Annotated in this window: 29 protein-coding genes; 9 read left to right on the top strand and 20 right to left on the bottom strand. The window is 69.0% G+C overall.

The window, feature by feature from the left end; genetic code table 11:
• Positions 1-24 precede the first annotated feature (24 nt).
• A complete protein-coding gene (locus B0F77_RS15075; protein ID WP_143466736.1) occupies positions 25-552 on the top strand; it encodes an RICIN domain-containing protein in 528 nt (175 codons plus the stop codon).
• Between the two features lie 105 nt (positions 553-657).
• Positions 658-1,332, top strand: coding sequence for a DNA alkylation repair protein (locus tag B0F77_RS15070; RefSeq protein ID WP_086663506.1), 675 nt, complete (start codon positions 658-660; stop codon positions 1,330-1,332).
• Here B0F77_RS15070 and B0F77_RS15065 read toward each other — a convergent pair.
• A complete protein-coding gene (locus B0F77_RS15065; protein ID WP_086663505.1) occupies positions 1,317-1,604 on the bottom strand; it encodes a hypothetical protein in 288 nt (95 codons plus the stop codon). The genes B0F77_RS15070 and B0F77_RS15065 overlap by 16 nt on opposite strands.
• Positions 1,605-1,814: 210 nt before the next feature.
• On the opposite strand from B0F77_RS15065, the gene B0F77_RS15060 reads away from it, so the two are divergent.
• On the top strand, positions 1,815-3,005 hold the full coding sequence (locus B0F77_RS15060; protein WP_158102694.1) for a PucR family transcriptional regulator: 1,191 nt from the start codon (positions 1,815-1,817) through the stop codon (positions 3,003-3,005).
• Here B0F77_RS15060 and B0F77_RS15055 read toward each other — a convergent pair whose 3' ends face one another.
• Positions 3,006-3,668 (bottom strand): polysaccharide lyase family 7 protein, encoded by a 663-nt coding sequence (locus B0F77_RS15055; RefSeq protein ID WP_143466735.1) that lies wholly within the window; start codon positions 3,666-3,668, stop codon positions 3,006-3,008.
• A gap of 123 nt (positions 3,669-3,791) precedes the next feature.
• A complete protein-coding gene (locus tag B0F77_RS15050; protein WP_245848178.1) occupies positions 3,792-4,655 on the bottom strand; it encodes a peptidase inhibitor family I36 protein in 864 nt (287 codons plus the stop codon).
• 132 nt (positions 4,656-4,787) lie between these two features.
• On the opposite strand from B0F77_RS15050, the gene B0F77_RS15045 reads away from it, so the two are divergent.
• A complete protein-coding gene (locus tag B0F77_RS15045) occupies positions 4,788-7,622 on the top strand; it encodes a hypothetical protein (protein WP_143466734.1) in 2,835 nt (944 codons plus the stop codon).
• On the opposite strand, the gene B0F77_RS15040 is transcribed toward B0F77_RS15045, so the two are convergent.
• Together B0F77_RS15040 and B0F77_RS15035 are read right to left on the bottom strand one after the other, a co-directional pair.
• A complete protein-coding gene (locus B0F77_RS15040) occupies positions 7,623-8,075 on the bottom strand; it encodes a hypothetical protein (RefSeq protein WP_086663501.1) in 453 nt (150 codons plus the stop codon).
• 14 nt (positions 8,076-8,089) lie between these two features.
• Positions 8,090-9,046, bottom strand: a complete 957-nt coding sequence (locus tag B0F77_RS15035; RefSeq protein WP_086663500.1) for a helix-turn-helix transcriptional regulator — start codon at positions 9,044-9,046, stop codon at positions 8,090-8,092.
• Between the two features lie 97 nt (positions 9,047-9,143).
• Here B0F77_RS15035 and B0F77_RS15030 point away from each other — a divergent pair, with 97 nt between their 5' ends.
• Together B0F77_RS15030 and B0F77_RS15025 are read left to right on the top strand one after the other, a co-directional pair.
• A complete protein-coding gene (locus B0F77_RS15030) occupies positions 9,144-9,539 on the top strand; it encodes a RidA family protein (protein WP_086663545.1) in 396 nt (131 codons plus the stop codon).
• Between the two features lie 29 nt (positions 9,540-9,568).
• Positions 9,569-10,048 (top strand): DUF488 domain-containing protein, encoded by a 480-nt coding sequence (locus B0F77_RS15025; RefSeq protein WP_086663499.1) that lies wholly within the window; start codon positions 9,569-9,571, stop codon positions 10,046-10,048.
• Between the two features lie 10 nt (positions 10,049-10,058).
• On the opposite strand, the gene B0F77_RS15020 is transcribed toward B0F77_RS15025, so the two are convergent.
• Positions 10,059-10,619, bottom strand: a complete 561-nt coding sequence (locus B0F77_RS15020) for a hypothetical protein (protein WP_245848174.1) — start codon at positions 10,617-10,619, stop codon at positions 10,059-10,061.
• A 28-nt stretch (positions 10,620-10,647) separates the two neighbouring features.
• Here B0F77_RS15020 and B0F77_RS15015 point away from each other — a divergent pair, with 28 nt between their 5' ends.
• Positions 10,648-11,049 carry a winged helix-turn-helix transcriptional regulator gene (locus B0F77_RS15015; RefSeq protein WP_245848172.1) on the top strand — a complete coding sequence of 134 codons (402 nt, stop codon included), beginning with the start codon at positions 10,648-10,650 and terminating at the stop codon, positions 11,047-11,049.
• Positions 11,050-11,081: 32 nt separating this feature from the next.
• On the opposite strand, the gene B0F77_RS15010 is transcribed toward B0F77_RS15015, so the two are convergent.
• The 5 genes from B0F77_RS15010 to B0F77_RS14990 all read right to left on the bottom strand — a co-directional run bounded on the left by B0F77_RS15010 (position 11,082) and on the right by B0F77_RS14990 (position 15,687).
• Complete coding sequence (locus tag B0F77_RS15010; RefSeq protein WP_086663497.1) at positions 11,082-11,453, bottom strand: hypothetical protein; 372 nt, start codon at positions 11,451-11,453, stop codon at positions 11,082-11,084.
• A 159-nt stretch (positions 11,454-11,612) separates the two neighbouring features.
• Positions 11,613-11,981 (bottom strand): roadblock/LC7 domain-containing protein, encoded by a 369-nt coding sequence (locus tag B0F77_RS15005; RefSeq protein WP_086663543.1) that lies wholly within the window; start codon positions 11,979-11,981, stop codon positions 11,613-11,615.
• Between the two features lie 35 nt (positions 11,982-12,016).
• A complete protein-coding gene (locus B0F77_RS15000) occupies positions 12,017-12,586 on the bottom strand; it encodes a hypothetical protein (RefSeq protein ID WP_086663496.1) in 570 nt (189 codons plus the stop codon).
• Between the two features lie 357 nt (positions 12,587-12,943).
• The gene (locus tag B0F77_RS14995) at positions 12,944-14,422 is read right to left on the bottom strand and encodes a non-reducing end alpha-L-arabinofuranosidase family hydrolase (protein WP_086663495.1); all 1,479 of its coding nucleotides are present in this window, start codon (positions 14,420-14,422) and stop codon (positions 12,944-12,946) included.
• Positions 14,423-14,658: 236 nt separating this feature from the next.
• A complete protein-coding gene (locus B0F77_RS14990; RefSeq protein ID WP_086663542.1) occupies positions 14,659-15,687 on the bottom strand; it encodes a LacI family DNA-binding transcriptional regulator in 1,029 nt (342 codons plus the stop codon).
• Positions 15,688-15,831: 144 nt separating this feature from the next.
• Here B0F77_RS14990 and B0F77_RS14985 point away from each other — a divergent pair, with 144 nt between their 5' ends.
• Entirely contained in the window at positions 15,832-17,148 is a 1,317-nt protein-coding gene (locus B0F77_RS14985; protein ID WP_086663541.1) for a ferredoxin reductase family protein, read from the top strand.
• A 51-nt stretch (positions 17,149-17,199) separates the two neighbouring features.
• Here the strand turns inward: B0F77_RS14985 and B0F77_RS14980 are convergent, their stop codons facing one another.
• Positions 17,200-17,631, bottom strand: coding sequence for a hypothetical protein (locus B0F77_RS14980; RefSeq protein ID WP_143466733.1), 432 nt, complete (start codon positions 17,629-17,631; stop codon positions 17,200-17,202).
• A gap of 180 nt (positions 17,632-17,811) precedes the next feature.
• Positions 17,812-20,298 carry an ATP-binding protein gene (locus B0F77_RS14975; protein ID WP_158102693.1) on the bottom strand — a complete coding sequence of 829 codons (2,487 nt, stop codon included), beginning with the start codon at positions 20,296-20,298 and terminating at the stop codon, positions 17,812-17,814.
• Between the two features lie 143 nt (positions 20,299-20,441).
• On the opposite strand from B0F77_RS14975, the gene B0F77_RS14970 reads away from it, so the two are divergent.
• Positions 20,442-21,044, top strand: coding sequence for an O-methyltransferase (locus B0F77_RS14970; RefSeq protein ID WP_086663492.1), 603 nt, complete (start codon positions 20,442-20,444; stop codon positions 21,042-21,044).
• Between the two features lie 15 nt (positions 21,045-21,059).
• Here B0F77_RS14970 and B0F77_RS14965 read toward each other — a convergent pair whose 3' ends face one another.
• Genes B0F77_RS14965 through B0F77_RS14935 form a run of 7 tightly spaced genes read right to left on the bottom strand, consistent with a single transcriptional unit; the run spans position 21,060 to position 24,766 of the window.
• Positions 21,060-21,383, bottom strand: coding sequence for a hypothetical protein (locus B0F77_RS14965; RefSeq protein ID WP_086663491.1), 324 nt, complete (start codon positions 21,381-21,383; stop codon positions 21,060-21,062).
• Positions 21,380-21,814: a hypothetical protein gene (locus tag B0F77_RS14960; RefSeq protein ID WP_086663490.1), complete on the bottom strand. Its 435-nt coding sequence runs from the start codon at positions 21,812-21,814 to the stop codon at positions 21,380-21,382. The genes B0F77_RS14965 and B0F77_RS14960 overlap by 4 nt, the downstream gene beginning before the upstream one ends.
• A 52-nt stretch (positions 21,815-21,866) precedes the next feature.
• On the bottom strand, positions 21,867-22,520 hold the full coding sequence (locus B0F77_RS14955; RefSeq protein ID WP_143466732.1) for a hypothetical protein: 654 nt from the start codon (positions 22,518-22,520) through the stop codon (positions 21,867-21,869).
• Positions 22,521-22,538: 18 nt separating this feature from the next.
• Positions 22,539-23,099 (bottom strand): hypothetical protein, encoded by a 561-nt coding sequence (locus B0F77_RS14950; protein WP_086663488.1) that lies wholly within the window; start codon positions 23,097-23,099, stop codon positions 22,539-22,541.
• Complete coding sequence (locus tag B0F77_RS14945; RefSeq protein ID WP_086663487.1) at positions 23,092-23,592, bottom strand: WXG100-like domain-containing protein; 501 nt, start codon at positions 23,590-23,592, stop codon at positions 23,092-23,094. The genes B0F77_RS14950 and B0F77_RS14945 overlap by 8 nt, the downstream gene beginning before the upstream one ends.
• Positions 23,589-23,882: a hypothetical protein gene (locus tag B0F77_RS14940; RefSeq protein ID WP_086663486.1), complete on the bottom strand. Its 294-nt coding sequence runs from the start codon at positions 23,880-23,882 to the stop codon at positions 23,589-23,591. Before B0F77_RS14940 ends, B0F77_RS14945 begins: the two co-directional genes overlap by 4 nt.
• Before the next feature lie 47 nt (positions 23,883-23,929).
• On the bottom strand, positions 23,930-24,766 hold the full coding sequence (locus tag B0F77_RS14935; protein WP_086663485.1) for a hypothetical protein: 837 nt from the start codon (positions 24,764-24,766) through the stop codon (positions 23,930-23,932).
• Positions 24,767-24,891 lie beyond the last annotated feature (125 nt).

Raw genomic sequence — 24,891 nt, 5'->3', positions numbered from 1 at the left:
TCGTCGAAGACCTTCGGAGGGCACATGTCCAGGACGTTTCTTCGCCGCGTCAGCGCCGCGATCGCACTGACGGCCGCCGCGGTGGCGCTCGCCGGTGCGGGCGCGGGAACCGCGTCGGGCGCCGTCACCTACGACCTGCTCCGCAACGCCAACAGCTCCAAGTGCCTCGACGTCGCCGACGGCAGCCGCGACAACAAGGCCGCGATCGTCCAGTACACCTGCGACGCCTCCAAGACCCACCAGCAGTGGACCCTGGAGCAGGTCGGCGACGGCAGCGGCGCCGTGCGGATCAAGGTCGCGCACAGCGCCAAGTGCGTCGACGTCTGGGACGCGAGCCAGGACCCGACCGCGGACGCCACGCAGTACACCTGCAGCGCCACCAAGTTCAACCAGCAGTTCCTGGTGGAGACGACCGCCACCGGCACGATGAAGTTCCGGGCGCGACACAGCGGCCAGTGCCTCGAGATCGCCGGCCGCAACTCCGCCAACAAGTCGAAGCTGCACCAGAACTGGTGCGTCGCCCACCCGGCGCAGGAGTTCGTCATCGGCTGACCGGTCCTCTCTCGCGGGTTGTGCCCTGTCACCTGGGCACAACCCGCTCTTCCGCCCTCGGGCTCGTAGGCTGTCCGGCACCGGTGGCGAACGGGAGGTCGGACGGTGGCGGAAACGACGGTGGCCGAGGTGATGGCCGAACTGGCCGCGCTGGAGGACCCGAAGGCACGCGCCGTGAACGAAAAACACGGCGACGACCACGGCGTGAACCTCAGCAAGCTGCGCGCGGTCGCCAAACGCCTCAAGACCCAGCAGGAACTCTCACTCGACCTGTGGGCGACCGGTGACACCGCGGCCCGGCTGCTGGCCCTGTTGATCTGCCGCCCCAAGGCTTTCTCGCGCGACCAGCTCGACACCATGCTGCGCGAGGCCCGCCGCCCCAAGGTCCACGACTGGCTCGTGAACTACGTGGTGAAGAAGAGTCCGCACGCCGAAGAACTGCGGGCCGCCTGGTTCGCCGACCCGGACCCGGTGGTCGCGAGCGCCGGCTGGGCCCTCACCACCGAGCGCGTCGCCAAGAAGCCGGAGGGCCTGAACCTCGACGGCCTGCTCGACACCGTGGAAGCCGAGATGAAGGGCGCCGACGAGCGTCTGCAGTGGGCGATGAACCACTGCCTGGCCCAGATCGGGATCGAGCACCCCGCGCTGCGTGCCCGTGCGATCGACATCGGCGAACGGCTGGAAGTGCTCAAGGACTACCCGACGCCGCCGAACTGCACGTCGCCGTTCGCGCCCATCTGGATCAACGAGATGGTGCGCCGTGCTCAGAAGGTGGAGTGACCCGCCGCCGGAGGCAGTTCGAGCAACTGACTCGCGACGTCGAGGAACGCACCGCCGCACTGCCACAGCGCGACGTCGGGATCGACGACGAACGGGTCCGCCGGGTCCACGTCGCGCTCCGGCACGCGGTAGGCCAGCGCCTCCGAGTCGGAGTACGCCAGCACCGTCTCGTTGGTGCCGCGCCACACTCGCCGGAACATCACGGCGTTGACGCAGGCCATGCGGTCGTGCACGACGGTCCGCTGAAATCCACGCCGCAGCAACAGCTTCATGCAGTCTTGGACGCTTCTCGCGTGTTGTGCCAAGTCACCCTGCCCCTGCCGGTACGAACTGCCAATTCTGGCTCCGACCAGAAGCACCGCCCACCGTCCATCACTCGATCAGGTCAAACGTTTGGGTCAAATGCACAACGTCGGCAGCCGCCGTTCGTGCACAGTGCCCACGAAAGACGACCGTTTCGGGCGATGGCCAGGGGCCGCCGCATGCGCAAGCCTCTGCCGGTGGTCGACATCCCGGCACCGAACCCGAGCGCCCCGCTGTACGAGCGGGCCGCCGCGCAGATCCCGAACATCGCCGAGAAGGTGCTGGAGGCGTTCTTCGCCAGATCCGCGGCGTACCGGCAGCTGCCGCACCAGCTCGTCGACCGCGAGATCACCGAGGCGGTGAGCCGGAACCTGCAGGTCTTCCTGCGGGCGCTGCGCGAACAGCGACCGCCAGCGCCGGAGGAGATGGCCGACCAGATCGCCACGGCCGTGCGCCGCGCACAGCAAGGTGTCCCCCTCGACGTCGTGCTGAGCACCTACCACGTCGCCGCGCATGTTGGCTGGCTGTCGATGGCCGGCGTCGCCGAGCCGGACGAGGTGGACGACCTGCTGGCGACCGTGCCCGCGCTGCTGCAGTTCCTGAGCGCCGCGGTGCCCGCCGTCGCCGCCTCCTACCTCACCGAACAACAGGCCCTGCACGCCGAACGCCGCGAAGCCGGCCGGGCCCTGGTCGCCGCGCTGCTGACCGGCCGGGAGTCCGAACCGCTGGCCGAACGGATCGGCCTGGAGCTGGCCAGCCACCACGTGGTCGTGGCGATCCGCGTGGAATCGGCGCCCGGACTGGTCCGACGCCTCCGCGCCGAACTGCCCCAGCACGCCCTCTCCGCCCTGGACCACGACGGCGGCACGGTGCTGCTGCCCACCTCGGCCGACGCGCTCGACCAGGAACTGGCCGACGCCGCGGACCTGGTGACCCGGCTGCACACCGCCGCCGGCGTCGCCCTGATGGGCGGGATCGCCGCGGCGGAGACGCGCGAGGACATCCCCACCGCGGCGAGGCAGGCCGCCGACATCGCCGAGCTGGTCCAGAAACTGGGCCGCCCGCCCGGCGCGTACGTGCTGGACGACGTGCTGCTGGAGTACCAGCTCTGCCGCCCAGGACCCGGTCGCAAGCGCCTGGCCCGCGTGATGGACCGGCTGGCCGAACACCCGGACCTGCTGCACACGCTGAGGGTGTTCATCAACAGCGACCACAACCGTCATCGCACGGCGGAAAACCTGCACCTGCACCGCAACACCTTGAACTACCGGCTGCGCCGCGTCGCCGAGCTCACCGGCTACAACCCTGCCGACCCAGCGGACATCCGGCTGCTCGCCGCGTCACTCGTCGTCCACGACCTGCGCCCCTGATCACTTGCGGTAGAAGTGCACATTGCGCCACTGGTGTTCGGCGCTCGCCGCCTTCAACGTGCCGTAGACGCCGTACTTGAAGTAGTGGTCGCCCTTGGGCCCGTTCGCCGTCTGCACCAGCTTGCCGTTGATGTGGATGGAGAAGCTGCCGCCACTGGCCGTGGCGTTGTGCGTGACGTTCACGCGCACCCACTTGCCGTTGATGCCGCTGATCAGGTCCTTGCCCCCGCCCCGCAGCGTGCCCCCGCCGCGCGCGTGGGACCTGATCATCAACGTGGTGGCGCCGTCGCCGTCGTTGCCGAAGATCTGCATGGCGCTCTCGTCGTCAGTGCCCGCCGTGACCTTCAACTCGCCCTCGAACTGCCGCTGCCCGGTCCGGTAGTTGTCCTGGATCCGCGCCTCGACGCGGTTGGACCCGTTGTTGAAGAGCTTGAAGCTCTGCACGCCACCGGAGCGCAGGTAGGACCCGCCCGGCCCGGACGCGCTGTTCGTGCTGCTCGGGTAACTCTTGATCGTGCCGCTGCTCTGGATCTGCAGATTCCACGCCGGGTCGTATTCCGTCCAGCCGCTGCCGACCGGCCCGGCTGAGGCTGTCGGCTGGATTGCGACGACCGTCATGATCGCCGCGCCCGCGATTATCGCGACTCGTCGTGCCAAACGCATTTGTGCTCCTCGTTGCAGGGGTTCACACAGGCGGCGGCATTGGCATTCTGACTCAATTCACGCGAAAGAGGCGAGCGCTCGGTGCGAGCGCCCGCCTGTTTCACCACCGAAATTTCGCTTCGATCAGTCGCCGTACGGGTTCTGCATCGAGACGTGGACGTGGTCGTAGTGACCACCGGTCACACCGCTACCGGCGGTGTAGTTGCGCCAGCCCTCGGACGCACGGGCCACGCTCCAGATCTTGCCCTGCCAGATCACGTAGCGGACGTCCAGCTTGGACGCGTACTTCTTCAGCCAGTTGGCGAGCTTCCAGCCCTGTTCCTTCTGCGCCGTGGTCGGGTAGGTGCCGATCCCGTTGGAGATCGTGCAGTCGAGAGCGTTACCGGTGTTGTGGTTGCTCGTCGACGACTCGCCGCTGCGGTAGTCACCCACCCAGCAGTCCTTCTCGCCGGTCAGGCGGCGGATCTCGTCGTCCACGAACTGCGTCTTCTTCGTGGCCTGAGGCGCGCGGGCCGTCGCGTTCGGGTGCGGGTTGTTGTTCGGCGCCCCGTAGGTGCCACCGGGAGGCGGCGTGCCGCCACCGTCGTTGAGCTTGTGGGAGGCGTTGTCGTTCTTGAGAGTCGAGTTCAGGTTGGCCTTGGTGTTGGCCGCGATCGTCTGGCTCGGGCCGGCGTAACCGCTGTTGAAGTACACGGTCACTTTGCTGTCTGTGCGGTTCCAGACCGAGGCGGCCTCGTTCTTCACGCACAGGCCCTTGCCGTTGCCGGCGCCCTTGAAGTCGTAGCAGCTGGGCTGCTCGTCGCCGTAGTCGGAAATCGACGTGGCGAAGTCGGAAACCGAACCGGCCTGGTCGCTGTTGTAGAACAGGCAGAACTCGCCGTCTTCACAAGATCCGTTGCGAGCCGTTGCCGCGGAGGCGGTGGCCGCACCGAAGGACACGCTGATCAGCGCGCCCATCATGGCCACAAGCGTGATTTTCTTGAGCACAGTGTGTCCTTCTCTTATTTGATTTCCGCCGAGCGAAGGGTTGCGAAGCTCGCTGACACTTCACTGACACTCGCCGTCACCGGTCAGTCAGCGCTCAAAAGGAGTGGCGCGGGTGCGCGATGATTGATCGCGATGTCCATCCAGCTGGCGTTCGGAGTGACGGCCGGGCCTGGGTTGAGCTGCCGGCTCCCCACGTCGGGCGGCCGAGCCGTGCCCAACGGCGGTGCACACCCGCCGGGCGCGCCGGTCGCCGTCGGCCCGGCTGACGCCGACCCGGAGGCCGTGCGGGAGGCGACGAGCCGGCTCGCGCTGCTGAGCACCGAGGCGGCCGGAGCGGGCGTCGACCTCGGCGGCGGCTTCACCTCCGCCCGCCTGGCCGGCGCGCACGGCGACCGGCGCGACGCGGTGCTTGCCGCGTTGAAGGACCTCGGCGCCGAGGGCGCGCACCGGCTGGGCGACCGGACCGCCGGTCTGGTGGCCATGTTCGGGCCGTCCGCGACCAAGCGGGTCGGTGCGGCCGCGCACACGGCGGTCGAAGAACAGCGCTGGGGAGCGTTGTACCTGGCCTCGGCGGCGTCCGACCTGCTCGGTCCCGAACAGCTGGAACGAGTGCTCGACCTGCGTGCGCCGGACGGCATCGACCCGTTTCCCCGCGGTGCGGCGTCCACGCTGGCCGAACACCTGTCCCGCGCGCTGTCGCGATACCAGCGACCGCGCCGGCTGGCGTTGATCATCAGCCTCTGGGACCACGTCTGCGCGCAACAGGTCGAGCGGCGGCTGCGGAAACGCCGAGCCGCCTCGCAGACCCGCGTCGACCGGATCGACAAGCTGCGCGAACGTCACCGCGTCCACTTCGACGAGCAGATCCTCCATCAGCTGGGCTGCGCGTTCGACGACACGCCGACGCTGGCCGCCGCGGCCCGCTGGCGGCCACCGATCTGGTGGGCCGCGGACGAACTCCGCCGCCTGATGCACGACGCCATCGCGGCCACCGCGCTGCTCCGGTTCGCCAGAACGCTGTCCGACGAGGGCCTCCAGGCCGCCGCCGAGAAGCACCGCGACGAACTGACCGCCGCCGACGCCTGTCTGAGCGGGAACGCGCGGACCAGCGCGGCACGCCGTGCCGAGGGCGGCTACAGCCACCCCGCGCGGCCGGGATGCTATGTGCACCAACTGGTTCAGGCATTGACACCGGAACGGCTGGCCGGTTCGAAGACCCAGAACTACGTGGAGATCCGCGCGGCGATGGCGCGCAACTACGGCGTGGTCGTCTTCGACACCGTGATCGAGGTGCTCCGCAACCTCGACGACCAGCCGCTGCACGAGGACTGGGACACCTGCGAGCCGTGGCAGGCGGACAACCTGCACAAGTGGCGTGCCGCGGTGGGTTTCGCCCGTCCGCCCGGCAGCTGGGAGCAGCCGCCGCTCACCGACGCGCACGCCGACGGCCCGACACAGCCGCTCGCGCAGCGGCTCGCCGCGGACCCGGACGCCGCGGAGACACCGCACGACCTGCTCTGGCTCGCCGATCTCGCCGACGCGCTGGCGCCCTTCTACGGCAAGGAGCACGCCACCGTCCGGCACGAGCGGCCAGGACCGGATCTGGACTACGACACGCCCGCTCGCCCCACCCGGCCACGAGCCGACTCCCTCCCGCTGGCGGCCGCCGAGGTCGCGCAGCTGGTGATGTTCGGCGCCACCCCGCCGTCACGCTGCAGCCGGTGGGCGGAGCTGGCCGCCGGGGTCAGGGCGGACGCCGTGATCGCGGAGGCGAGCGTCGGCATCTTCCCTATCCCGCCGGAAGTGTCCGCTGTGGACAAACAGGTCGTCGCCGGCCTGACCGTGGAACTGGGCCGCGATCCCCGGCAGCTGGCCGAGTGGTCGAGCTACATGGGCAACTGCATCGGCTACCCGTGGTACGCCGACGAAGCACGCAGGGGCCGGTGCGTGCTGATGGCGTTGCGCGACCCCGCCACCGGCCGGATCGCGGCCAACCTCGACATCCGTCGTCACACCGGTGGATGGCACGTTCACGAGCTGCGTGCGCGGTTCAACGACAACGTGACCCCTGCGATGGAGAAGCAGGTCAAGCACTGGGTCGACGACATCCCGACGCCCGTGGTGTCCGCCCCCGAACCGCTGCTGCCCGTACCGCCGGTGCGCGTGCGCGGCGGTTCAGGCCGCCGTTCCGCGGCCGGGCGTCTCCCCGCCGAGCTCATCCGCGCGCTGACCGTCGCTGTGACACAGGAACTGGCTTCCGCCGCTTCCGCGCAACGGACCTACGTCGTCCTGGCACGTGGTCTCGGCCGGGCCGGCCAGCCCGCCGACTTCGATCCGGAAGCGGCGGTCGTCGCGTTGAAACGCGTGGGCTCCACCGATCACGTCGAGCTTCTCCGCACGGCGCTCGACGCCGGACTCAGCGCGTCGACCCTCTGGCAGGCGACCCGTGTCCGCCCGCTCACCGCCGCGGTGGCCAGGCTCGATCCCGAACTTCGCGAGTACGACCGCCTCGGCACGCTCACCGACGGTTCCCCGCTCCCCCGGACGTTGCGCGCTCTGGTCCGCCGCCCGGAGATCGCTCCGGCACACGCGATGGACGTGGTGGCGCGCGCCGTCCGCACGGCCATGGGTGCGCTGGCGGGTGACGACGCGCTGGTTCGCGCGGTGGCCCGCCGTCCTTCGACCGACCTGCTGTGCGCGCTGGCGATCGCCACCACCTGCAATCCGTCCACATTGGACAAGACCGCACCGGTGACCGAGCCGAGGAAGACGACGGTTCCCGGCTTTCCCGCAACGGACCTGTCCGACGAGGACGGTCCGTGGCAGCGCGCCATGACCGCGGCGGCCGAACTCGGCGCGCCCGTGGAGTTGTTCTGGGAGGGCATCGCCGAGCACGGCCTGCGCGTCCCGGCCGCCCTGCTGGGCAAGGGCGGCTGGCCGGCCCTGTGGAGCCGCGCGCACCGCTGATCAGCTTCCGGTGGCGACGAGCACCAGCGTGCCGTTGTCCGCGGCAAGATAGGCCTTGGCCACCCAGGTGTCGTGGGCGAACGCCTGGTCGAGGCGGTCACCGGTGAGGAACGTCCCGGCGGGCAGTTCGGCGCGCAGTCCGTCGACGACGTCCGGTGTCGCGCCGGTGGCCTGCGGAGCGTGGGCGGACTTCAACTCGTCGATCTTGCTCTGGGGCAGGGTGATCACGGCGTCGATCCAGTAGGTCGACGGACCCGGTGCGCGGTCGGAACCGAACGTGCCCGACATCCAGCGAACCCGCTCGGGGGTGCCCAGCGCGGAGAACCGCTTGGTGAGCGGCTCGACGTCGGTGCGCAGCGCACCGGTGCCGGACTTCGCGGCGGGACGCGGGGCTTCGCCGCACCCGGCCAGCAGAACGGCCAGCACGGCGATCAGACTCGTCCACCGGAGCACTTCTCTCCCCTTCCTCAGGGCGACGCTCCATATCGGACGGCGAGCGCGGCCGCGCGGTTCCCCAGCGCGTCGCGCAACGACTGCGGGGCCAGCGCTTCCGCGTTCAGGCCGAGCTGCCACAGCGCCCACTCGGCGTGCCACGAGTCCTGGTAGGTCACCTCCAGCCGCAACCACCCGTCCGCGTCGGGTTCCTCGGCACGAACGGCCAGGGCGGTGCCCAGCAGATCGTCCCGCCGCGCCGGGTTCACCCGCACCAGCACGGTGATGTGATCGGTGGACAGGAACCGCGCACAGCGTTCCCGCCACACCCGGTCCAGGTCGACCTCGCCCGGCCGCTGCGCCGGTTCGTCCAGTTCCTCGGCCGCGAACACCCGCGACAGCCGATAGGTGCGGTCCGCCCCGGCCCTCGTGGCCAGCAGGTACCCCCGGTCGCGCACCGTGACGAGGCCGATCGGGTCGACCGTGCGCCACCGTGGTTCCTGTCCTGTCGCCGCGTAGTGGATGCGCAGCCGGTGTCCCGCGAGCACGGCACGCCGCACCTCGGCCAGCGCCGCGCCGGGCACCTCCTCGGCCACCGCCCGGCGCGAGAGCAGGTCGGTCTCCGGCTCGACGAGAAACCGCCGGGCCACCTCGTTCGCGGTGACCTGGTGGCTCTCGGGCAACGCGTCCACCACCTTGCGCCTCGCCGAAGCCAGCGCCGAGCCGAACACCCGCTCCGAGCCGGCGGCCAGCAAAGCGATGGCCTCGTCGTGGTTCAGCCCGGTGAGCTCGGTCCGGAACCCTGGCAGCAACGCGAACCCGCCCCGCCGCCCACGTTCGGCGTAGACCGGCACCCCGGCCGCGGACAACGCCTCGATGTCGCGCAACACCGTGCGAGTCGACACCTCCAACTCGCGGGCCAGCGCGGTAGCGGTCAACTGCCCGCGCTGCCGCAGCAACAGCACCAGCGACACCAACCGGTCGGCACGCACTCCAGAACTCTGCCAGAAAACACGACAGAGGATGTCGTGTTTCGCCTGGAAGCTGATCACCGACAACATCAAGATCCCGAACGGAGCCGAAGTGGCAGTGGATCGAACGGCGGTCAACCCGTGGCCGTGGTCGGTGGATCTGGGCTTCCACCAGGGCGAGGTCGTCACCGGCCACACCCGGACCCTGTACCTGGCAGGACAGGCCGCGACGGGCGCCGACGGCACCCCCCGGCACGCCGGTGACATGGCGGCCCAGCTCGCTCTGAGCCTCGACAACCTGGAGGCCGTGCTCGCCGAGGCCGGCATGTCCCTGACGAACCTGGTGCGGCTCAACGTGTACGCCACCGACGTGGACCTGCTGTTCCAGCACTACGGAGTCCTGGCCGCCCGCCTGGGTGCCGCCGGAGTGGCACCACCCTCCACGATGCTGGGCGTGGCTCGACTGGCGCTCCCCGACCTGATGGTCGAACTTGAAGGCACAGCGGTCGCATGACCCGGTGAGTAGCAGGTGGGTGATCCGAGATGCTCAAGATGGTGACGATCGGTGTCTACGGTTTCGACGCCGATTCGTTCCTCCACCGACTGCGGCAAGCGGACGTCCACCTGCTGCTCGACGTGCGCCAGCGCCGTGGTGTCCGCGGCGCCGAGTACGCCTGGGCGAACTCGGCCCGGCTGCAGGCCATGCTCGCCGAGGCCGGCATCGCCTACGAACACCACCTCGAACTGGCTCCGACCACCGAGATGCGCCGGCTCCAGTACGCCGAGGACGATCGCCAGGGTGTCGGCAAACGCTCACGCCACGAGCTCGCCGCCGGGTACGTCCGTCACTACACCGACGAGATCCTCGACCAGGCCGATCTCGCACCGATCGTGTCGGCGTTGTCCCGCAACGGAACCGCCGCACTGCTCTGCGTCGAGCACGAACCTGGGGCCTGCCACCGTTCGCTGATCGCCCGGCGGCTGGCGGAGCAGCACGCCGTCACCGTCGAACATCTGTTGTGACGCAGGGGAATCAGGAGATCCGGCGATCCACCGCGACCCAGTTCGTCTCCCACGTCGTTCCGCCGTCAGCCGAGAAGGCCTGCTCGAACCTGGCCCTGTCCGCCCCCTCGCGGAAGACGAGGAAGCGCACCTTGATCGGACGGCCACCGAGCTGGTCGTCGCCGTAGAAGGTGCCGACGCCGTCGCGGAACCCGCCGTACACCGCCGGCGTGAGCAACCCGTCGCGGATGTTGACGAAGGTCAGGCTCCACCGCGTCGCCTGGGGTTCGTACAGTCGCAGGTTCATCCCGTCGATGCGCCCGGTCGTCCCGGACACCTTGAGCTCGACGACGTTCGCCCGCCGGTCCATGAGGGGACGCACCACGCTCGTCCCCGCGAACTGCAACCACTGGTCCGGCGACTCCGACAGCGGCTCGGCGAGCACCCGCACGGACGTGCGCCAGCTGCCGATCTCCCAGTCGAAGTCCCGCTGCCCGTCGACAGCCGCAGCAGCACCACCCGACGCGGCCGTCACGACCAGCACGAGTGCGGAAAGCCCGGCGACGAGAATCTTCTTGTATGGCACGGTCATGGCTCGACTATCGGAGCGGAGTGCGGCCATGGACAAGAAGGCACCTGCAGGTAACCCCTCTCGCCCCAACCCGCTGCCGGGCTGCCCGATGGCCGCGGCCTTCGCCGCGATCGGCGGCAAGTGGAAGCTGACCCTGCTCTACTGGCTCGCGCACGGTGAGTCCCACTTCGCGGGCCTGCGCCGCCGCAGCACGCCGATCACTCCCAAGGTGCTCGCGGAACAACTGCGCGAGCTGGAAGCCGACGGCCTGGTCGAACGCGTGGAGACCGGACCGGTCCCGGCGCCCGTCATCTACCGCCTCACCCCTTACGGCACCACGGTGCTACCGGTGGTCGAAGGGGTCCGGGTGTGGGGCGAGACCCACCTGCGGCTCACCAGGGGTGAGCCCGCACCCGACGCGGCGATGGGCTGCGCGAACGCGATCGCGTAGCCCACCCGCCTCACGGATTCAGGACCTGCCGTTCACACCTGCAGGTCGGACTCGATGCGCTTGAGCTGATGCCGGGCCAGCGCGAGGTTCGCGACATCCCTTTCCAGCACCAGGTACAGGAAGAGCGATCCTCTGGACTTCACGCCTCCCATCAGCCGGATCAGGTGGTACTGGCGATGTAACGTGATCAGAATGTCCTCGATGCTGTCGTTGAGCCCCAGCGTCTGGATCACCCGCAGTTTGGACCGGACGACCTCGGTGTTCCCGGCCGCCGCGATCTCCAGGTTCAGCCATTCGCCGCCACCGCTGTGGCCGAGCGACATTCCGCTGTCGTAGTCGACCAGCGCCACGCCGACCGCACCGGCGATGGACATGGCCTCTTTCAACGCGACATCGATGTTCATCGAATCCCACTTCCCTGGGTCAACTGGTGATCGGGACAACTCGGCTTCCTGCCGGTTTCCCGATCGTGTACGGAAACGTCTCCACACGGACGACGTAATTGACGAGAGCAATGAACCAAGTGACAACATTTCCCGCCCTGCCCGGTGGACGGTGTGTTACTACGGGGTCAGGATCGAGCCGACCCGCGCGATCACGGGCCGGGATTCGTAGAGAAGGCGTCCGAGGTTCAGCCCTTTGTCCCCGAGTACGACCATCAGCGACATCCTGCCGACGGCGTACACGGCCATGTAGCCCTGGCTGCCGAACACGACGGTCTGGCTGAGTGTGCCGAGTCCGATCACCTCCGCCGCCTGGCGCGCGATTCCGAGATCGGCGGCGGCGAGCGCGGCGATGTGGGCGGGTTCGACGTTCTTCGCCACGTCGGCGATGATCGGGATCCCGTCTGACGCGGCCACCATCGTGTCGGTCACTCCGGTGACGTTCTCCCGGAGCTTCCGCAGCTCGGCGCCCAGGGCGTCGTAGTCCAACACACTTCCTCTCTCCTGCAGAAAGGGCGACCAGCTCAGTCAGGGCGACCTGGCTCCACCCGCGGCCGCAACGAGCCGAGTCCCCAGTGCGAAAAGCTGAACGAGGTCTCCGGCGGGGCGATCTCCAGCAGTTCCTCGCCGAGCATCCGGGAGACCTCGACGGTGACCGGGTAGAGGCCCCGGCCGACCGCGAAGGCGATGTCCCGCGCACTGCGCCTGCCGGTGGCGCACTCGAAGATCTCGCGCCGTGTCGCGGTCAAGGCACCCGATTCCACGCCACGAGCCGGCACCACGCGGTCCCGATAAGGCGACAGGGGGAAAGCGAGCGAGGCGATCGCGTCCAACCGGCGAGCCGTCTCCGTCAGCAGCAGCTCCGGAACGACTCCGTCCGCCGCGAAGAGCAACGGCACGTCGATGGAATCGCCGACGACACAACGCCCGACGTCACCGACGGCAATGGCGAACGCCCCGTCCTGAATGGCGGCCGTGGCGACGACCTGAGCCTCGGCGGAATCCGGACCCAGCCGCAGTTCCTTCGCTCCTGGCGAACCTGGGCTTTCCACCGCGATCACCGCGCCGTCCCGCAGGTGAAAAATTCCGCCCACATCACCGACGACGCACAATGCTCCGGTGACTCGTTCGTCGTGACATTGCGCCAGGGCCTGCGCGAGGACGTCGAACGAGTCGCGACAATCGCTTGTCAGCGCTAACTCCGTGTGAATCCGGTGACTACAGTGCGGCGTACCTGACAAACTGGTCATCCAATCGAGCACGTCTCCTCATCGAAAGAGCGACCGCCACCGCTACTTCTTACCCGCAGAAACCGCACTCCCACGTCAAGCACCACACGATCGAGTGAACTATTCCAGTTCATTCAGCAAAAAGGACGACTGGTCGGTCTGCCGACACGCCGATGCCCCGGCCGGGTCACGGGAACCCGGCCGGGGCATCGGCGCCACCGGTCAGCGCTGCAGAGTCAGCACGCCCGGCCTGTACGGCAGGAGGCCGTAGTCCATCCCGTCGGAGCTGGGGTCCCGCCCCTGGTAGAGGAGCTGCAGGTTGCAGGGGTCCACGGTCTTGGTCTGATCGGGGTTGGAGCGCACCAGGTCGCCATGGCTGATGTCGTTGGTCCAGGTGGCGCCACTGTTGGCCTTGCCGGCGAAGGGATTGCTCTCGGTCGCGGCCTGCGGGGTCCACGTGCCGTTCAGGCTCGTGGCGGTGAAGGAGCGGAAGAAGCGCCCGTTCGCCCCGCGCGCCTCGACGATCATGAGGTACTGGTTCTGGTCCTTGACCTTGTAGACCTCGACCCCTTCGAACAGGTTGACCTCGGTGTCACTCATGATCTTCGTGAAGCTCGAACCGAAGCTGCCGGGGAAGTTCCCGATGGGCATGGTGGCGCGGTAGATGTTGCCGAGGTCGTCGGCGAAGAACAGGTACATGTTCGTGTCGTCGCCGATGATGGTCTGGTCGAGCGGAGCACCGTTGGACAGCGTGCCCGTGAACAACGTCTGCGGCGCCGACCAGCCGTCGGGGTTGGTGGGGTCGCTAGAGGTGCGGTAGGAGAACGTCGGCCCGCCCCACTGGTAGGCGAGCACCCAGATGTTCTTCGGGGCGAAGTAGAACAGCGTCGGCGCGACGGCTCCGATGGTCAGCGTGTTCTGGGTGGCGGTGCCCATGTCGGACCAGTTCGTGAAGGGGCTGAAGCTCATCGACTTCCACGCCGTTCCGGTGTCGTGCACCGTGGCGTAGACGATGTGCTTGCCGTTGTGGACGACGTTGGTGAAGTCTTTGAGCGAGACCCACCCCGACTTCGGGTTCGCCAGCGGGCCGGTCGAGCTCCAGCGGTACGTCGACGGCAGCGAGCACGCGCTACCGCCTCCGTCGACCCGGACGAGCTGCCACTGCTGGTTGCTGCCGTTCCAGTCGCTGTACTGCACGACGGCGGCACCGTCCGCGGTCGAGGCGCCCTGCACCTCGACCACCTTGCCGCTGTTGCGGTTGATCAGCCGGACGTACCCGTTGTCGGAGTCCGCGAGTCTGAACTGCTGGTTGCTGCCGCCGTTGTCGGCCCACTGCACCATGGCCGCGCCGTCGGCGGTCGAGGCCCCCAGCACGTCCGCGACCTTGCCGGAGTGCCGCACGCGCAGCTTGTAGTAGCCGCCACCGGCGTCCACGAACTGGAACTGCTGGTTGTTGGCGTTGCTGCGGGACCACTGGATGAGGTTGCCGCCGTCGGCGGTGGACGCGGCGTTGACGTCGAGGGCCTTGCCGCTGTTGCGGTTCAGCAGCACGTACCAGGCGCTGGTGTCCACAGTGGCCGCCGACGCCGGCGTGAGGGCGCTCGTGAGCAGCCCGCCCACGAGCGTCACGACTGCCGCGGCGGCCAATCCTGACCGCCATCGACCACGCCACCTCGCAGTGTGCGCAAACCCAACCGGCATAGCATCCGTCCTTTCATCATTTGGGCACAACAAACCCAGGCGATCAAAGTGTTAGCGCTAACAATTGCGGCTACGACCCGAGCAGTAATAAAAGCGGTTTTGGGGGACAGGGCGTCAATCAGTGGTGCGAGTGGCGCAGCACAAGGACTGTGAGCGATAACATCCATTGCGTCAAGATGTAACGGGGATGTTTTCGCGGGGAGTCCCACGTGAGACGCGAGGCGCCAGGTCGGCGATCAGGTCAGCCGGGTGGATCGGCGAGGGATCAGCACCGGCTGCACGGACCGACGTCGCTCCACCCCGGTCCGGGCGTTGACGAGAGCGATCAGCAGGTCGACCGCTTCCTCGCCCACCCGGTCCGGACGGAGGCTGACGGTGGTGACGGGCGGGGTCGTCGTCGCGTAGCCCGGATCCTCGCTGACGCACGCCACCAGCAGGTCCCGCGGCACCCGGAGCCCGTGGTGCCGGGCGGCGGCGAGGATGTTGTGCCCGGAGTCGGAGTACACGCCGATGACGGCGTCCGGTCGCGGATCGCGGTCGAGCAGCCGGCCGGTCGCGGCCCGTTCCGCCGCGAAGTAGTCGGGCAACGTCGCGTACTCCTCGACGAGCGCGGGCAGGTCGCGTTCGGCGCACCAGGACGCGTAGGCGCGTCCGATCAGGTCCGGATACGCGTCGTCGTGCAACGGCAGGGTGAGCCCGATCCGCCGGGCACCGGCGCGGGTGAGGTGGTCCAGCAGCAGACGCAGGCCCTCGTCGTAGTCGGCGTCCACCCACGCGTCACCCCAGCGCGGCTGCGGCGGCCGGCCTTCGCTGACGATCGGGATGCCGCGCTCGCGCAGAAGCGAACACACCGGGTCGTCGGCGCGCGGGCCGACGTGGATGACGCCGTCCAGCGGCGTGTTGAGCCACATCCACGGTGACAACGAACTCGGCATCACCATGAGCATGTAACCGCGCTCGTGCGCCACCGCCATCGCGCTCAGCGCCAACTGCGCGTAGTACGGGATCTCCGTGTACGCCACGGGAAGATCGCCGTACGTCGTCATCGTCAGGCCGAGCACTCCCGTGCTGCCGCAGGCCGCGGCCCTGGCCGTGCTGGCAGGGGCGTAACCGAGTTCGCGGGCCGCGGTGATCACGCGCTGCCTGGTCGCCTCGGACAGCCGGCCGGTGCCGTTGAGCGCGTTCGACACCGTCGCCGTGGAGACCCCGGCCCGCGCGGCCACGGCCCCGAGGGTGGGACGGCGCCAGACATGCGTGCTGTTCATGTCCATCTCAACAGGCTTTGTGCCAGCTTGTGCTTAAGACGTTAATCACTCAACCTACCGGGCGACAGCGGTCGGGCATCCCGGGTCCGCACGAGTGCTTCATGTGGACGAAGAGGGGAAGCGGTGGAGGCGAGGATTTCACAGGTGCGGCACCGCACCACAGCTCCGGTCGTCGCGGCGCGCTGGGCGCTGTGGGCGTTCGTCGTCGTGAACTTGGTGATCGTCGAAGTTCTGTTCCTCACCGCGGGTACCGGCAAGAACGAGGTGCTCACGGTCGCCAAGTTCTTCGGCCTGCACGCCGCCGTGGTGATGCTGTTCCAGCTGCTGCTGGTGGCCAGGCTGCCGTGGCTCGACCGCCGCATCGGCATGGACCGGCTGACGGTCTGGCACCGGTGGGTCGGCTTCACCCTGCTGTGGACCATCCTGACCCACGCCGTGCTGGTGGTGCTGGGCTACGCGACGCTCGACGACGCCTCGATGGGCAAGACGTTCCTGGCGCTGGCCGGAGTGCCGGCCTCCCTGCTCGGGATGTGCGCCGCGTTGATCGTCGTCGTGGTCGGCTCGGTCTCCACCCGGTACGTGCGACGCCGGCTGCGGTACGAGACCTGGCACGGTGTGCACCTGGCCCTGTACCTGGCGCTGGGACTGGCGTTCGTCCACCAGCTGCTGGAGACCACGACCTTCAACTCCTCGGTGCCCGCGAAGCTCTACTGGTGGGCCCTGTGGCTGTTCGCGTTCGGGTCCCTGATCACCGGGCGGATCGTGATGCCCCTGTGGCGCAACGCGTATCACCGGTTCGAGGTCGCGGCGGTCGTGCCGGAGTCGGACGACGTCGTGTCGGTCCACGTCACCGGACGCCACCTCGACAAGCTGCCCGCCAGGGCCGGCCAGTTCTGCATCTGGCGGTTCCCCGGACACAACCACTGGTGGCTCGCGAACCCGTTCTCGCTGTCGGCGGCACCCGACGGGCGGACGTTGCGGCTGACCGCCAAGGCCGTCGGCAGCACCAGCGCCGGGCTGCGGCACGTCCCGGTCGGGAGCCGCGCGTTCGTCGAAGGGCCGTACGGAGCGTTCACCTCGTTGCATCGGACGCGGCCCGGCGCACTGCTGATCGCCGGAGGAGTGGGGATCACGCCGGTTCGTGCGCTCCTGGAGGAGGAATCGGCCGGCGACGTCGTCGTGCTCTACCGGGTGCGCAGCGAGAACGACGCCGTGCTGGCCGACGAGGTACGCACCCTGATCGCGGACCGCGGCGGCCAACTGCACCTGCTCACCGGTCGCACCGGGGAGAGGCCACCGCCGTTCGAGCCGGACAACCTCCGTGCCCTGGTGCCCGACATCGCCGAACGCGACGTGTACGTCTGCGGACCGCCCGCGATGACCTCGGCCGTGCTCAAGGCCTTGCGCGGGCTGCAGGTTCCCGCCCGGCAGGTCCACTCCGAACGGTTCGGTCTCGCCTGAGGGTGGCACCCCGGCCGTCACCGGCCGGGGTGCCGTCTCCCCCCGCTCAACTCAGTACTCGAAGGCGGCGAACGCCGGCGCGGAGCACTTGTCCGCGGCGTTGTTCCGGTCCTCGCACACCTTGATCAACGCGCGTGCCTTGCTGGAACTGGGCTTCAGCCGAGTCGACAGGTTCGTGGACACGTACTTCATGCGCGAGGTACGACTGGTCTGCTGCTTGCTCACGTCCAACCAGACCTCGGGGGCGCCGATGAACGGGCGCGTCCAGAACTGGAACTGCACCTCCACGTAGATGGGGTTGCCGTTGTTGGACATGTCGACCATGTTGATGCCCGCCGTGGCGTACACACCGCCGTTGTTGGCGAAGTCGCCGTAGGCCTTGGCGATCGGCGTGGACCCGTTGTAGGCGGTGACCGCCCACGGCGTGCCGGCCGCCTGAGCCTGTGCGGGCAGGAGCAGCGCTGCCGCGGCAAAGGCGGTCATGGCGGCAGCCGTCACCTTCACCACGCGACCCTTGAAGGTCCCGGCAGTTCCCCTCAGCCGAATCCGAGCCATCTGTGTGTCCCTCTCGCCATTCACTTGTTCGAACGTGTGCCGCCTACTTCAGCAGCGGTCACCCCGCCGAACGGGCGATCCTGGACAGGGCTGGACAAAGCTGGACGGTCAGAGCTCGGCGAGAGCGGTGCGTAGCGGTTCCGCCTGCGCGACACCCATGGCCTCGTACCGTTCGAGCGCCTTCCGCCAGTGCCGTTTGGCGCTCTCGACGGCACCGGTGGCACGCGCGACTCCGCCGAGCCCTTCCTGTGCCCTGGCCTCCTCCAGCCGGTGTCCGTGTTCGCAGGCGAGCGCGAGCGCGTCGTGGTGCGCCTCCCTGGCGGCCACGTGGTCACCGGCCCGGCACCGGACGAAGCCGAGGTGGTTGAGCAACTCGACCTGCAGATTCAGGTCGCCGACCTCCCTGGCGAGGAGCAACGCCTCCTCGTAGCGGTCGATCGCCAGGCGGTGCTCGCCCTTTGCCGCGTGCACCGAGCCGAGGAACTTGACGACGAACGTCTCGCCGACCCGGCTGTCCAGCTTGCGGTAGCCGGTCAGCGCCTCCTCCAGCAGCAAGACCGCCTCGCCGTGCTCGCCCAGCTGGTTGAGCACGTTGGCGACGTTGGTCGACGCGTGCGCCACGCCGAGCTCGTCGCCGACCGTCTGGAACGTGCGCAGCGCCTCGCGGTGGTTGGCGAGCGACCTGTCGAGCAGGCCGCGCTGTTCCAGCGTGCGACCGAGGTTCATCCGGTTGATCGCGACGTTGTGCTTGTTGCCCGCTTCCTCGGACAACGCGATGGACTCCTCCAGTGCCGCGACCGCCTCGTCGAACCGGCCCAGCTCGGCGAGCGTGATCCCGATGCTGTTCAGGACCGCCGCCTGACGCTCCGGGTCACCGATCGCCCGCCAGATGTCCGCACTGCGCTGCAACCAGTCGAGCGCGTCGAGCTGGGCTCCCATCGCCTCGGCGACCACGCCGAGGCCCCGCAGCGCTTCCGCCTCACCCGCCAGGTCACCGTCGGCCTGGGCCGAACTCAGTGCCGTGCGTTGCATACGCATTGCCTGCGCGGTGCGAGAAGTCGTCTCCAGGTGCCGCTTGGCGGTCTCGGCGAGCCGGCGGGCCGTCGGACCGAGCCCCAGGTCGGCGGCGAGCTGCACGATCTCGACCACGTTGTCCGCCTCCGCGGTCAACCACGCACGTGGGTCGGTCAGCCAGACCAGGTCCACCTGCTCACCCCGGTGAAACTGCGGATAGACCTGGGTGAAGGCCGCGGTGTGAGCCTCGGCGTAGTGGTCGATCAGCCGCACCTTCGCGGGTCGGGTGACGGATTCCGGGACCGCGGTGACGAGCTCGCGGCTGTATTCGCGCAGCAGGTCGTGCATCTCGTACCGGCCGTCGCCCTGCACGAGGTTCGCTCTCACCAGCAGCTCGATCCGCAGTGCGGCGTCGGCCAGGTCGCCGCCGACCAGCGCCGCGGCGGCGGGCACGTCGAAGTCGCGGCCAGGATGACACCCGAGCAACCGGAAGAACTCGGCCGCTTCCGGCCTGAGTTGCCGGTAGGACCACGAGAACACCGCCCGCACCATGCTCCGCGGATCACCACTGCTGTCGAGAAGATCGAGGCGCTCGGCCTCGAGGTGCCCGACGACGTCCTTGAGCGGCTCCAGGCGGGCCAGCTCGGCCAGGATCCTGATCGCGAGCGGCAACCGGGCGCACAGCTCGGCCAGTTCGATCGCCGCCTCGCGCTCGTAGTCGACGCGGTGGCCGAGCAGGTTCCTGAGCAGCAGCAGTGCCTCGTCCATCGTCAGCACGTCGAGGTCCAGCCGGTGCGCGCCTTCGATGACGGACAGCCCGGTCAGCGTGTCGCGGCTGGTGACGACCGCGAAGCAGGACGGCGTGGCAGGCAGCAGCGGCCGCACCTGTTCGGCGCTGCCCGCGTTGTCGAACACCAGAAGCATCCGCTTGCCGGCCAACGCCGACCGCAGCGAACCGACGCGTTCGTCCAGCCCTTGCGGAACGTCCTTGATTCCCAACGCGTGCAGCAACGTCAACGCCGCATCGGCCGCGGACACCGGCGCGCCGGGATCGTATCCACGCAGGTTCAGGTAGAGCTGCCCGTCCGGAAACCGCTCCGCGACCCGATGCCCCCAGTGCACGGCCAGCGCGGTCTTCCCGACACCGGGCGTGCCCGCGATGGCCGACAGCACCACGGTCCGGTTCGGCTGCTCCAGCAACCCGTCGAGCTCCTCGAGTTCGCCCGCGCGCCCGACGAACGCCCTGACATCCGCCGGCAACTGCCGGGGCACCACCACCGCCGGCGCCTGCTTGAAGGTGTGCTCGTGCGCCGCGACCCGGTCCCACGCGTCGGCCCACCGCGCGTGATCCTCGGGCCCGCCGTCCAACGCGATGACGATCCGGTCCAGCACCTCGGCGGGCAACAGCGTCTGTCCGGTCAGGTAGGTGTGCACGGTCGAGCGCGGCACGTCGATCCGCTTGGCCAGCTCGGCCAGCGACACCCTGGTCCGCCCACTCCCCCGCGCCGCGTTGCCGCGCAACAGCTCCAGCTCACGAACCAGATCGGCCCGCGTCCGAATGCGACTCGGATCAGCGCCCACGACCCCTCCACGCGGTGACCCACCGCAGCCCGACCACAACACAAGGTAGCCGACTCCCCGCCCGGTCACCGCCGAGACAGGCTAGTGGTGTGGCTCGTCGGCAATCACCGGACGGCGCACGGCCGGCGGGGCACGATTGGCTCGTGACAGCGTCAGGGACGGCCGCCTACGACCACTGCGTCGATCTTCCGCCGTTGGTCGCGACCGCGGTGCGGGCGGCTCGCCGGGCCGGCTTCGCCCATTCCTGCCTGCCTGAGCAGGGCCGGCTGCTGCGGACGCTCGCGGGCGGCGTCGGTGCCGGGGTGATCGGCGAGACCGGGACCGGCTGCGGGGTCGGCCTGGCGTGGTTGGCCTCCGGCGCTCGCCCAGGCGTCCGGATCGTCAGCGTGGAACGAGACCCGGCGCGAGCGGAGATCGCCGCCGCGGTGTTCGCCGACGACCCACGGGTGGAGGTGCGCACCGGGGACTGGCGGGAGCTGGGCGGCAGCGCTCCGTTCGATCTGCTCGTGCTCGACGGTGGCGGTCAGGGCAAGGGCACGGAGCCACCGCTCGAGCCGGCGGACTGGCTGCGGCTGGGTGGTCTGGTCGTCCTGGACGACTTCGCCCCGATGACGAGCTGGCCGCCCGTGCACGAAGGGCAACCCGACGAAGCCCGAACCTACTGGCTGAACCATCCACGGCTGCGTGCCGCCGAGGTCAGGGTCACCCCTACCGCGGCAGCCATCGTCGCGACCTTCGTGGGCTGAACGGCGGCAGGCGGGTCACTGGAAGATTTCCGCCAGGAGCTCGTCGGTGGCCGGGGCGTAGGTGATCAGCTGACCGGGCTCGGTCACCCCTGGCCGGCTGAGGTGGGCTCGTTCGCTGGTCTCGGTTTCCGGTGTCACGTAGACCGGGTTGGAGCCGCCCACGAGCGCGTCCGGGTAGTCCAGCGGGACCGCGTCGCCGGAGCCGGGGGTGCTGATGTTGGGGTCGTCGGTGATCGCCGGGTTGTCGAGCGTGGTTTCGACGACGTCGTAGTGGTAGTAGGCGGCCTGCAGCCACCGGTGTCGCTGGGCGGCTTCGAACTGGCGCACGGTGATGTTCATAGACAGTTCCAGACGAACAGGAGGTTTCCGGCCGGGACGGTGCTGCGGCACAGGTCGGCCACCTGGCGCAGCCACGAGCTCAGCGCGGCGGAGTCGCGGTCGGTCAGTTCCGGGGAGTCCTGCCAGTCCGCGGCCAGCTGGTCGATGCTCCGGTCGTCGATCGACGGCAGGAACCGCACGACCCGCTCGCTGAGGGTGGTGATCACCGGGGCCTCGTACAGGTTCGGGTTGTCCGAGGGAGACGTGCCCGCGGTGTCCAGGGCGATCTCGTACGGAACGCCGGAGACCAGCACGTCCAGTGACGCGAGCGCGACCGGGTCCAGTCCCCTGGCGCGCACCGTGCGGTAGCCGAAGGTCGTCGGGTCGGGGAAGCCGGCGGCGCGGTAACCGGGCAGGGTGTCGGGTCCGGCGCTGAACACATCGGTGATCATCGTGCTCCTGTGTGGCGCGGGGCGGACATGGGCAGAAGGCTACTCAGGTGGATCATTCGGCGATGCCCAGGTCGCGCAGCTCGTGGAGTGCGTCGAGCTGCTCCTGGAAGCTCTTGGACCGCTTCGGGGCCGCCACCACGCTCGTCTCGTACGGAGCCTCGGCGGCGCGTTCGACGATGAGCTGGGCGTCCTCCGACAGTGCGTCGATCTCCGCCGCCGCGGCCGCGGCGCGGTGGACGAGGAACTGGGTTTCCGGGTCGCGTCTCACCAGATGTCCTGGAACGTCCCAGATCTCGGCGTCGCTGAACTCGGCCTCGGTGATGTCCAGCGCCCAGTCGACGTCCTCGTACAGTTTCGCGGCCGCCGGGGCCAGCACCGCGCGCGCGTCGTCCTCGATCGCCGCGGCGAAGCGGACGGCGCCGACCTTGCCGCGGAGAACCACGTGCGTGCAGACGCAGGCTTCGATCTCGAGGGGCTTGGGGTGGCTCAGGGTGTCGACCGTGACGTCCTCGAACCGAACGCCGTACAGCTCGACGTTGCCCGCCTTGCAGTTGCGCAGGGCGACGTTGCGGACCACCAGTTCGTAGGCGGGGTCGTCGGCCGCCTGCATGATCACCCCGCCGACGAACGAGCATCGCTCGAAGTCGAGGTCGGCGATCGTCGCCGCGGACTCGATGATCTTGCGGTACTCGAATTCTTCCTTCACGTGGTTGTGCATGGATCCCTACCGGAAGATGGCGTCGAGCGTCGATTTGGGCAACGACGGGTACGTCAATATCTGGTCCGGGTGACTGTAGTACGGCCGGTTCATGTGCGTGCGCAGCGAAGACGGGCTGCCACCGGTGACATCCACGTTGTGCTGTCCGCCGATCCGGAAGTCCGGAACCGCCCTGCCGGGTTGACTCGTCCCGAGGTGGGCGATGTTCGTGTCCCTGCGCACGCGGCGCGCGGCGTCCTTCTCGATGTCCGAGCCCACGAACATCGAGCGCAGCCAGGGCTTCTGCTTGCCCTTGCGGAGCTGGCGGCGAGAGAGGCTGGCGCGCATCTGGGCCGGCGTGCGGTTGCGGGACGCGCTCACGGCGTCCTTGAGACGGGCGTAGCTCGCCTTGTCCTTGGCGCTGAGCTTGTTGAGCCACGCTCCCGGTACCGGCTTCGGCTTCGGGACCCTCGCCGCCGACTTGGCGGCCTTGCCGGCCGGCCGCTTCGCCTTGCGCAGCCCCTTGAGGGCGGGCTTCAGGATGCCGGCGCCGGCTTTGGCCGCCTTGCCGCCGCCGCGCCTAGCCATTGAGCACCGAGTTGATCGCCAGGTCCAGCGCCTGGTCCAGCAGCAGGTCGGTGATCTTCTTGAAGATCGGGATCTCCAGCAGGGAGGCACCCAGCGTCGGCACGGCCGTGGCGATGGCCTGCGCGATCTCGACGGCGAGCATCGCCAGTTGCACCACCACGGCGATCTTCAACGCCACGACCACACCGGCGCACACGTAGAGGCCGGTCCCGATCAGCGTGGACGCCGTCGCGCCGTCGTCGAGGTTCTGCTTCGGCGACTCGCCGTCGGACCAGAACGCCCCGAACTTCTCCATCGCGGCACCGGAGTTGTTGCCGAGCACCTGCTGGGCGTGACCGTCCGCCTCGGCGGCGGCGGGTCCCAGCCGATCGGCGAACCCCGACCACTGCCCGGCGAGGTCGAAGAGCTTGCCCTCGTCGCTGAGCGGCCAGTTGAATCCGAGCGTGTTGAGCAGTCCGGCCAGCTCGGGCGGCAACATGACCCCGCTCGTCATGACAGACCTCCCAGCACCTGCTGGAACGAGTCCCGGCCCGCCGAGTCGACCTCGGCGTAGTGGGCGGCCATCTCCTGCAGCGTCTGACCGATCTCCTGCAGGCCCTCCGCGTTGTCCTGGAAGCTCTCGAACGCCACCTCGGAGGCGACCTCGTAGATCATCCCGAGGACCGAGCCGAGGTCGTCGTCGCCGAACGCGTCACCAAGAGCCGAGACCTGCGACTGGAACTGGGCGATCGTGTTGGCGAGCGACTGCCCCGCCCCCTGGAGGTTCTTGGCCGCTCCGCCCACTTCCTCCGGATTTACCGTGAATCCCCCTGCCACCGTGCAACCCCCTGTTACTGGTCCACGTTGCGCATGATCGCGGTCATGCTGTTCGTGTAGGTGTGTAAGTGCTCCATGCTCTGCCGCCGCACGGCACCGGCCCGCTCTGCCAGCTGCCGCAACGCCTCCGGGTCGTGCGGTTGCCGGTTCGCCTCCGCACTGCGCCGCTCCCAGTCCGTCAGCGCGTCGTTGACCGCCCGCTGGACGGCCCGTCCGAACTCGCCCGGCGACATCTGCAACGCGGAACTGCTCAGCGTCACCTGGCTGAGCTCGCCCTGGCACACGGCGACGACGACCTCGTTCGCCTCGTCCCGCCCCTCACCGGTGATCGGTGCCGAGGCATCACTGTCGAGCGCGGCCCGCATGGACCGCACCACCTCCAGCGCCTCGTCGAACAGGAAGTCGACGTACTGAGGTGACGCGTCCCCGCGGACCCCGACCTTGCCGGCCAGTTTGGCCATCGACTGCTCCACCGCGTCCTGGATCCGCCGCAGCGCCTGCCCGCCCTCCTGGGCGGCCTCCGTCAACCCGCTGCCGACGGCCTCGAGGTCCGGCCCTGGGTCACCAGCCTTCGGAGACAGTGCCAGCGACTGCCTCACCACGGGATTGATCGCCTCCAGCAACAGGTCCACGACCTCGCGGCGGGACTTCGCCGACACCGCCTGGCTGACGACGACCGAGACGACTCGGCGATCCCGCATCACCACGCGCACCGCGCCGTCACCGGAAGCCCCTGTCACCTCCTGGCCGCTGGTGTCGTCCGCCGGTATCGCGGTGCCGCCGGCCCTGACCTGGGCCAGGAGCGCCTGGCGCTCGGCGAGAACGACCTCGTAGTCCTCGTCCGGTTTCACATTCCCCCTCGAGTCGAGAAGCATCCGCAGCCCCGGAAGAACGAGGTTGCGCACAAGGCGGAATCCGAGCCTAGAGGCCAGCGGAGCTCGGGGTAACTGGAACGAAAACATTCCACGCCAACGAA

It is taken from the genome of Lentzea kentuckyensis (assembly GCF_002150765.1).
Classification (GTDB): Bacteria; Actinomycetota; Actinomycetes; order Mycobacteriales; family Pseudonocardiaceae; genus Lentzea; species Lentzea kentuckyensis.
This window is presented reverse-complemented; position numbering and strand designations above follow the sequence as displayed.

Excerpts from the sequence above, each read along its gene's own strand:
- B0F77_RS15055 (WP_143466735.1), bottom strand. The coding sequence starts at position 3,668 with ATGCGTTTGGCACGACGAGTCGCGATAATCGCGGGCGCGGCGATCATG.
- B0F77_RS14980 (WP_143466733.1), bottom strand. The coding sequence starts at position 17,631 with ATGACCGCCTTTGCCGCGGCAGCGCTGCTCCTGCCCGCACAGGCTCAG.
- B0F77_RS15020 (WP_245848174.1), bottom strand. The coding sequence starts at position 10,619 with ATGACCGTGCCATACAAGAAGATTCTCGTCGCCGGGCTTTCCGCACTC.
- B0F77_RS14945 (WP_086663487.1), bottom strand. The coding sequence starts at position 23,592 with ATGACGAGCGGGGTCATGTTGCCGCCCGAGCTGGCCGGACTGCTCAAC.
- B0F77_RS15065 (WP_086663505.1), bottom strand. The coding sequence starts at position 1,604 with ATGAAGCTGTTGCTGCGGCGTGGATTTCAGCGGACCGTCGTGCACGAC.
- B0F77_RS14960 (WP_086663490.1), bottom strand. The coding sequence starts at position 21,814 with ATGATCACCGATGTGTTCAGCGCCGGACCCGACACCCTGCCCGGTTAC.
- B0F77_RS14965 (WP_086663491.1), bottom strand. The coding sequence starts at position 21,383 with ATGAACATCACCGTGCGCCAGTTCGAAGCCGCCCAGCGACACCGGTGG.
- B0F77_RS14950 (WP_086663488.1), bottom strand. The coding sequence starts at position 23,099 with ATGGCTAGGCGCGGCGGCGGCAAGGCGGCCAAAGCCGGCGCCGGCATC.
- B0F77_RS15010 (WP_086663497.1), bottom strand. The coding sequence starts at position 11,453 with ATGAACATCGATGTCGCGTTGAAAGAGGCCATGTCCATCGCCGGTGCG.
- B0F77_RS14995 (WP_086663495.1), bottom strand. The coding sequence starts at position 14,422 with ATGCCGGTTGGGTTTGCGCACACTGCGAGGTGGCGTGGTCGATGGCGG.
- B0F77_RS14990 (WP_086663542.1), bottom strand. The coding sequence starts at position 15,687 with ATGAACAGCACGCATGTCTGGCGCCGTCCCACCCTCGGGGCCGTGGCC.
- B0F77_RS15045 (WP_143466734.1), top strand. The coding sequence starts at position 4,788 with ATGTCCATCCAGCTGGCGTTCGGAGTGACGGCCGGGCCTGGGTTGAGC.
- B0F77_RS15015 (WP_245848172.1), top strand. The coding sequence starts at position 10,648 with ATGGACAAGAAGGCACCTGCAGGTAACCCCTCTCGCCCCAACCCGCTG.
- B0F77_RS15075 (WP_143466736.1), top strand. The coding sequence starts at position 25 with ATGTCCAGGACGTTTCTTCGCCGCGTCAGCGCCGCGATCGCACTGACG.
- B0F77_RS15025 (WP_086663499.1), top strand. The coding sequence starts at position 9,569 with ATGCTCAAGATGGTGACGATCGGTGTCTACGGTTTCGACGCCGATTCG.
- B0F77_RS15060 (WP_158102694.1), top strand. The coding sequence starts at position 1,815 with ATGCGCAAGCCTCTGCCGGTGGTCGACATCCCGGCACCGAACCCGAGC.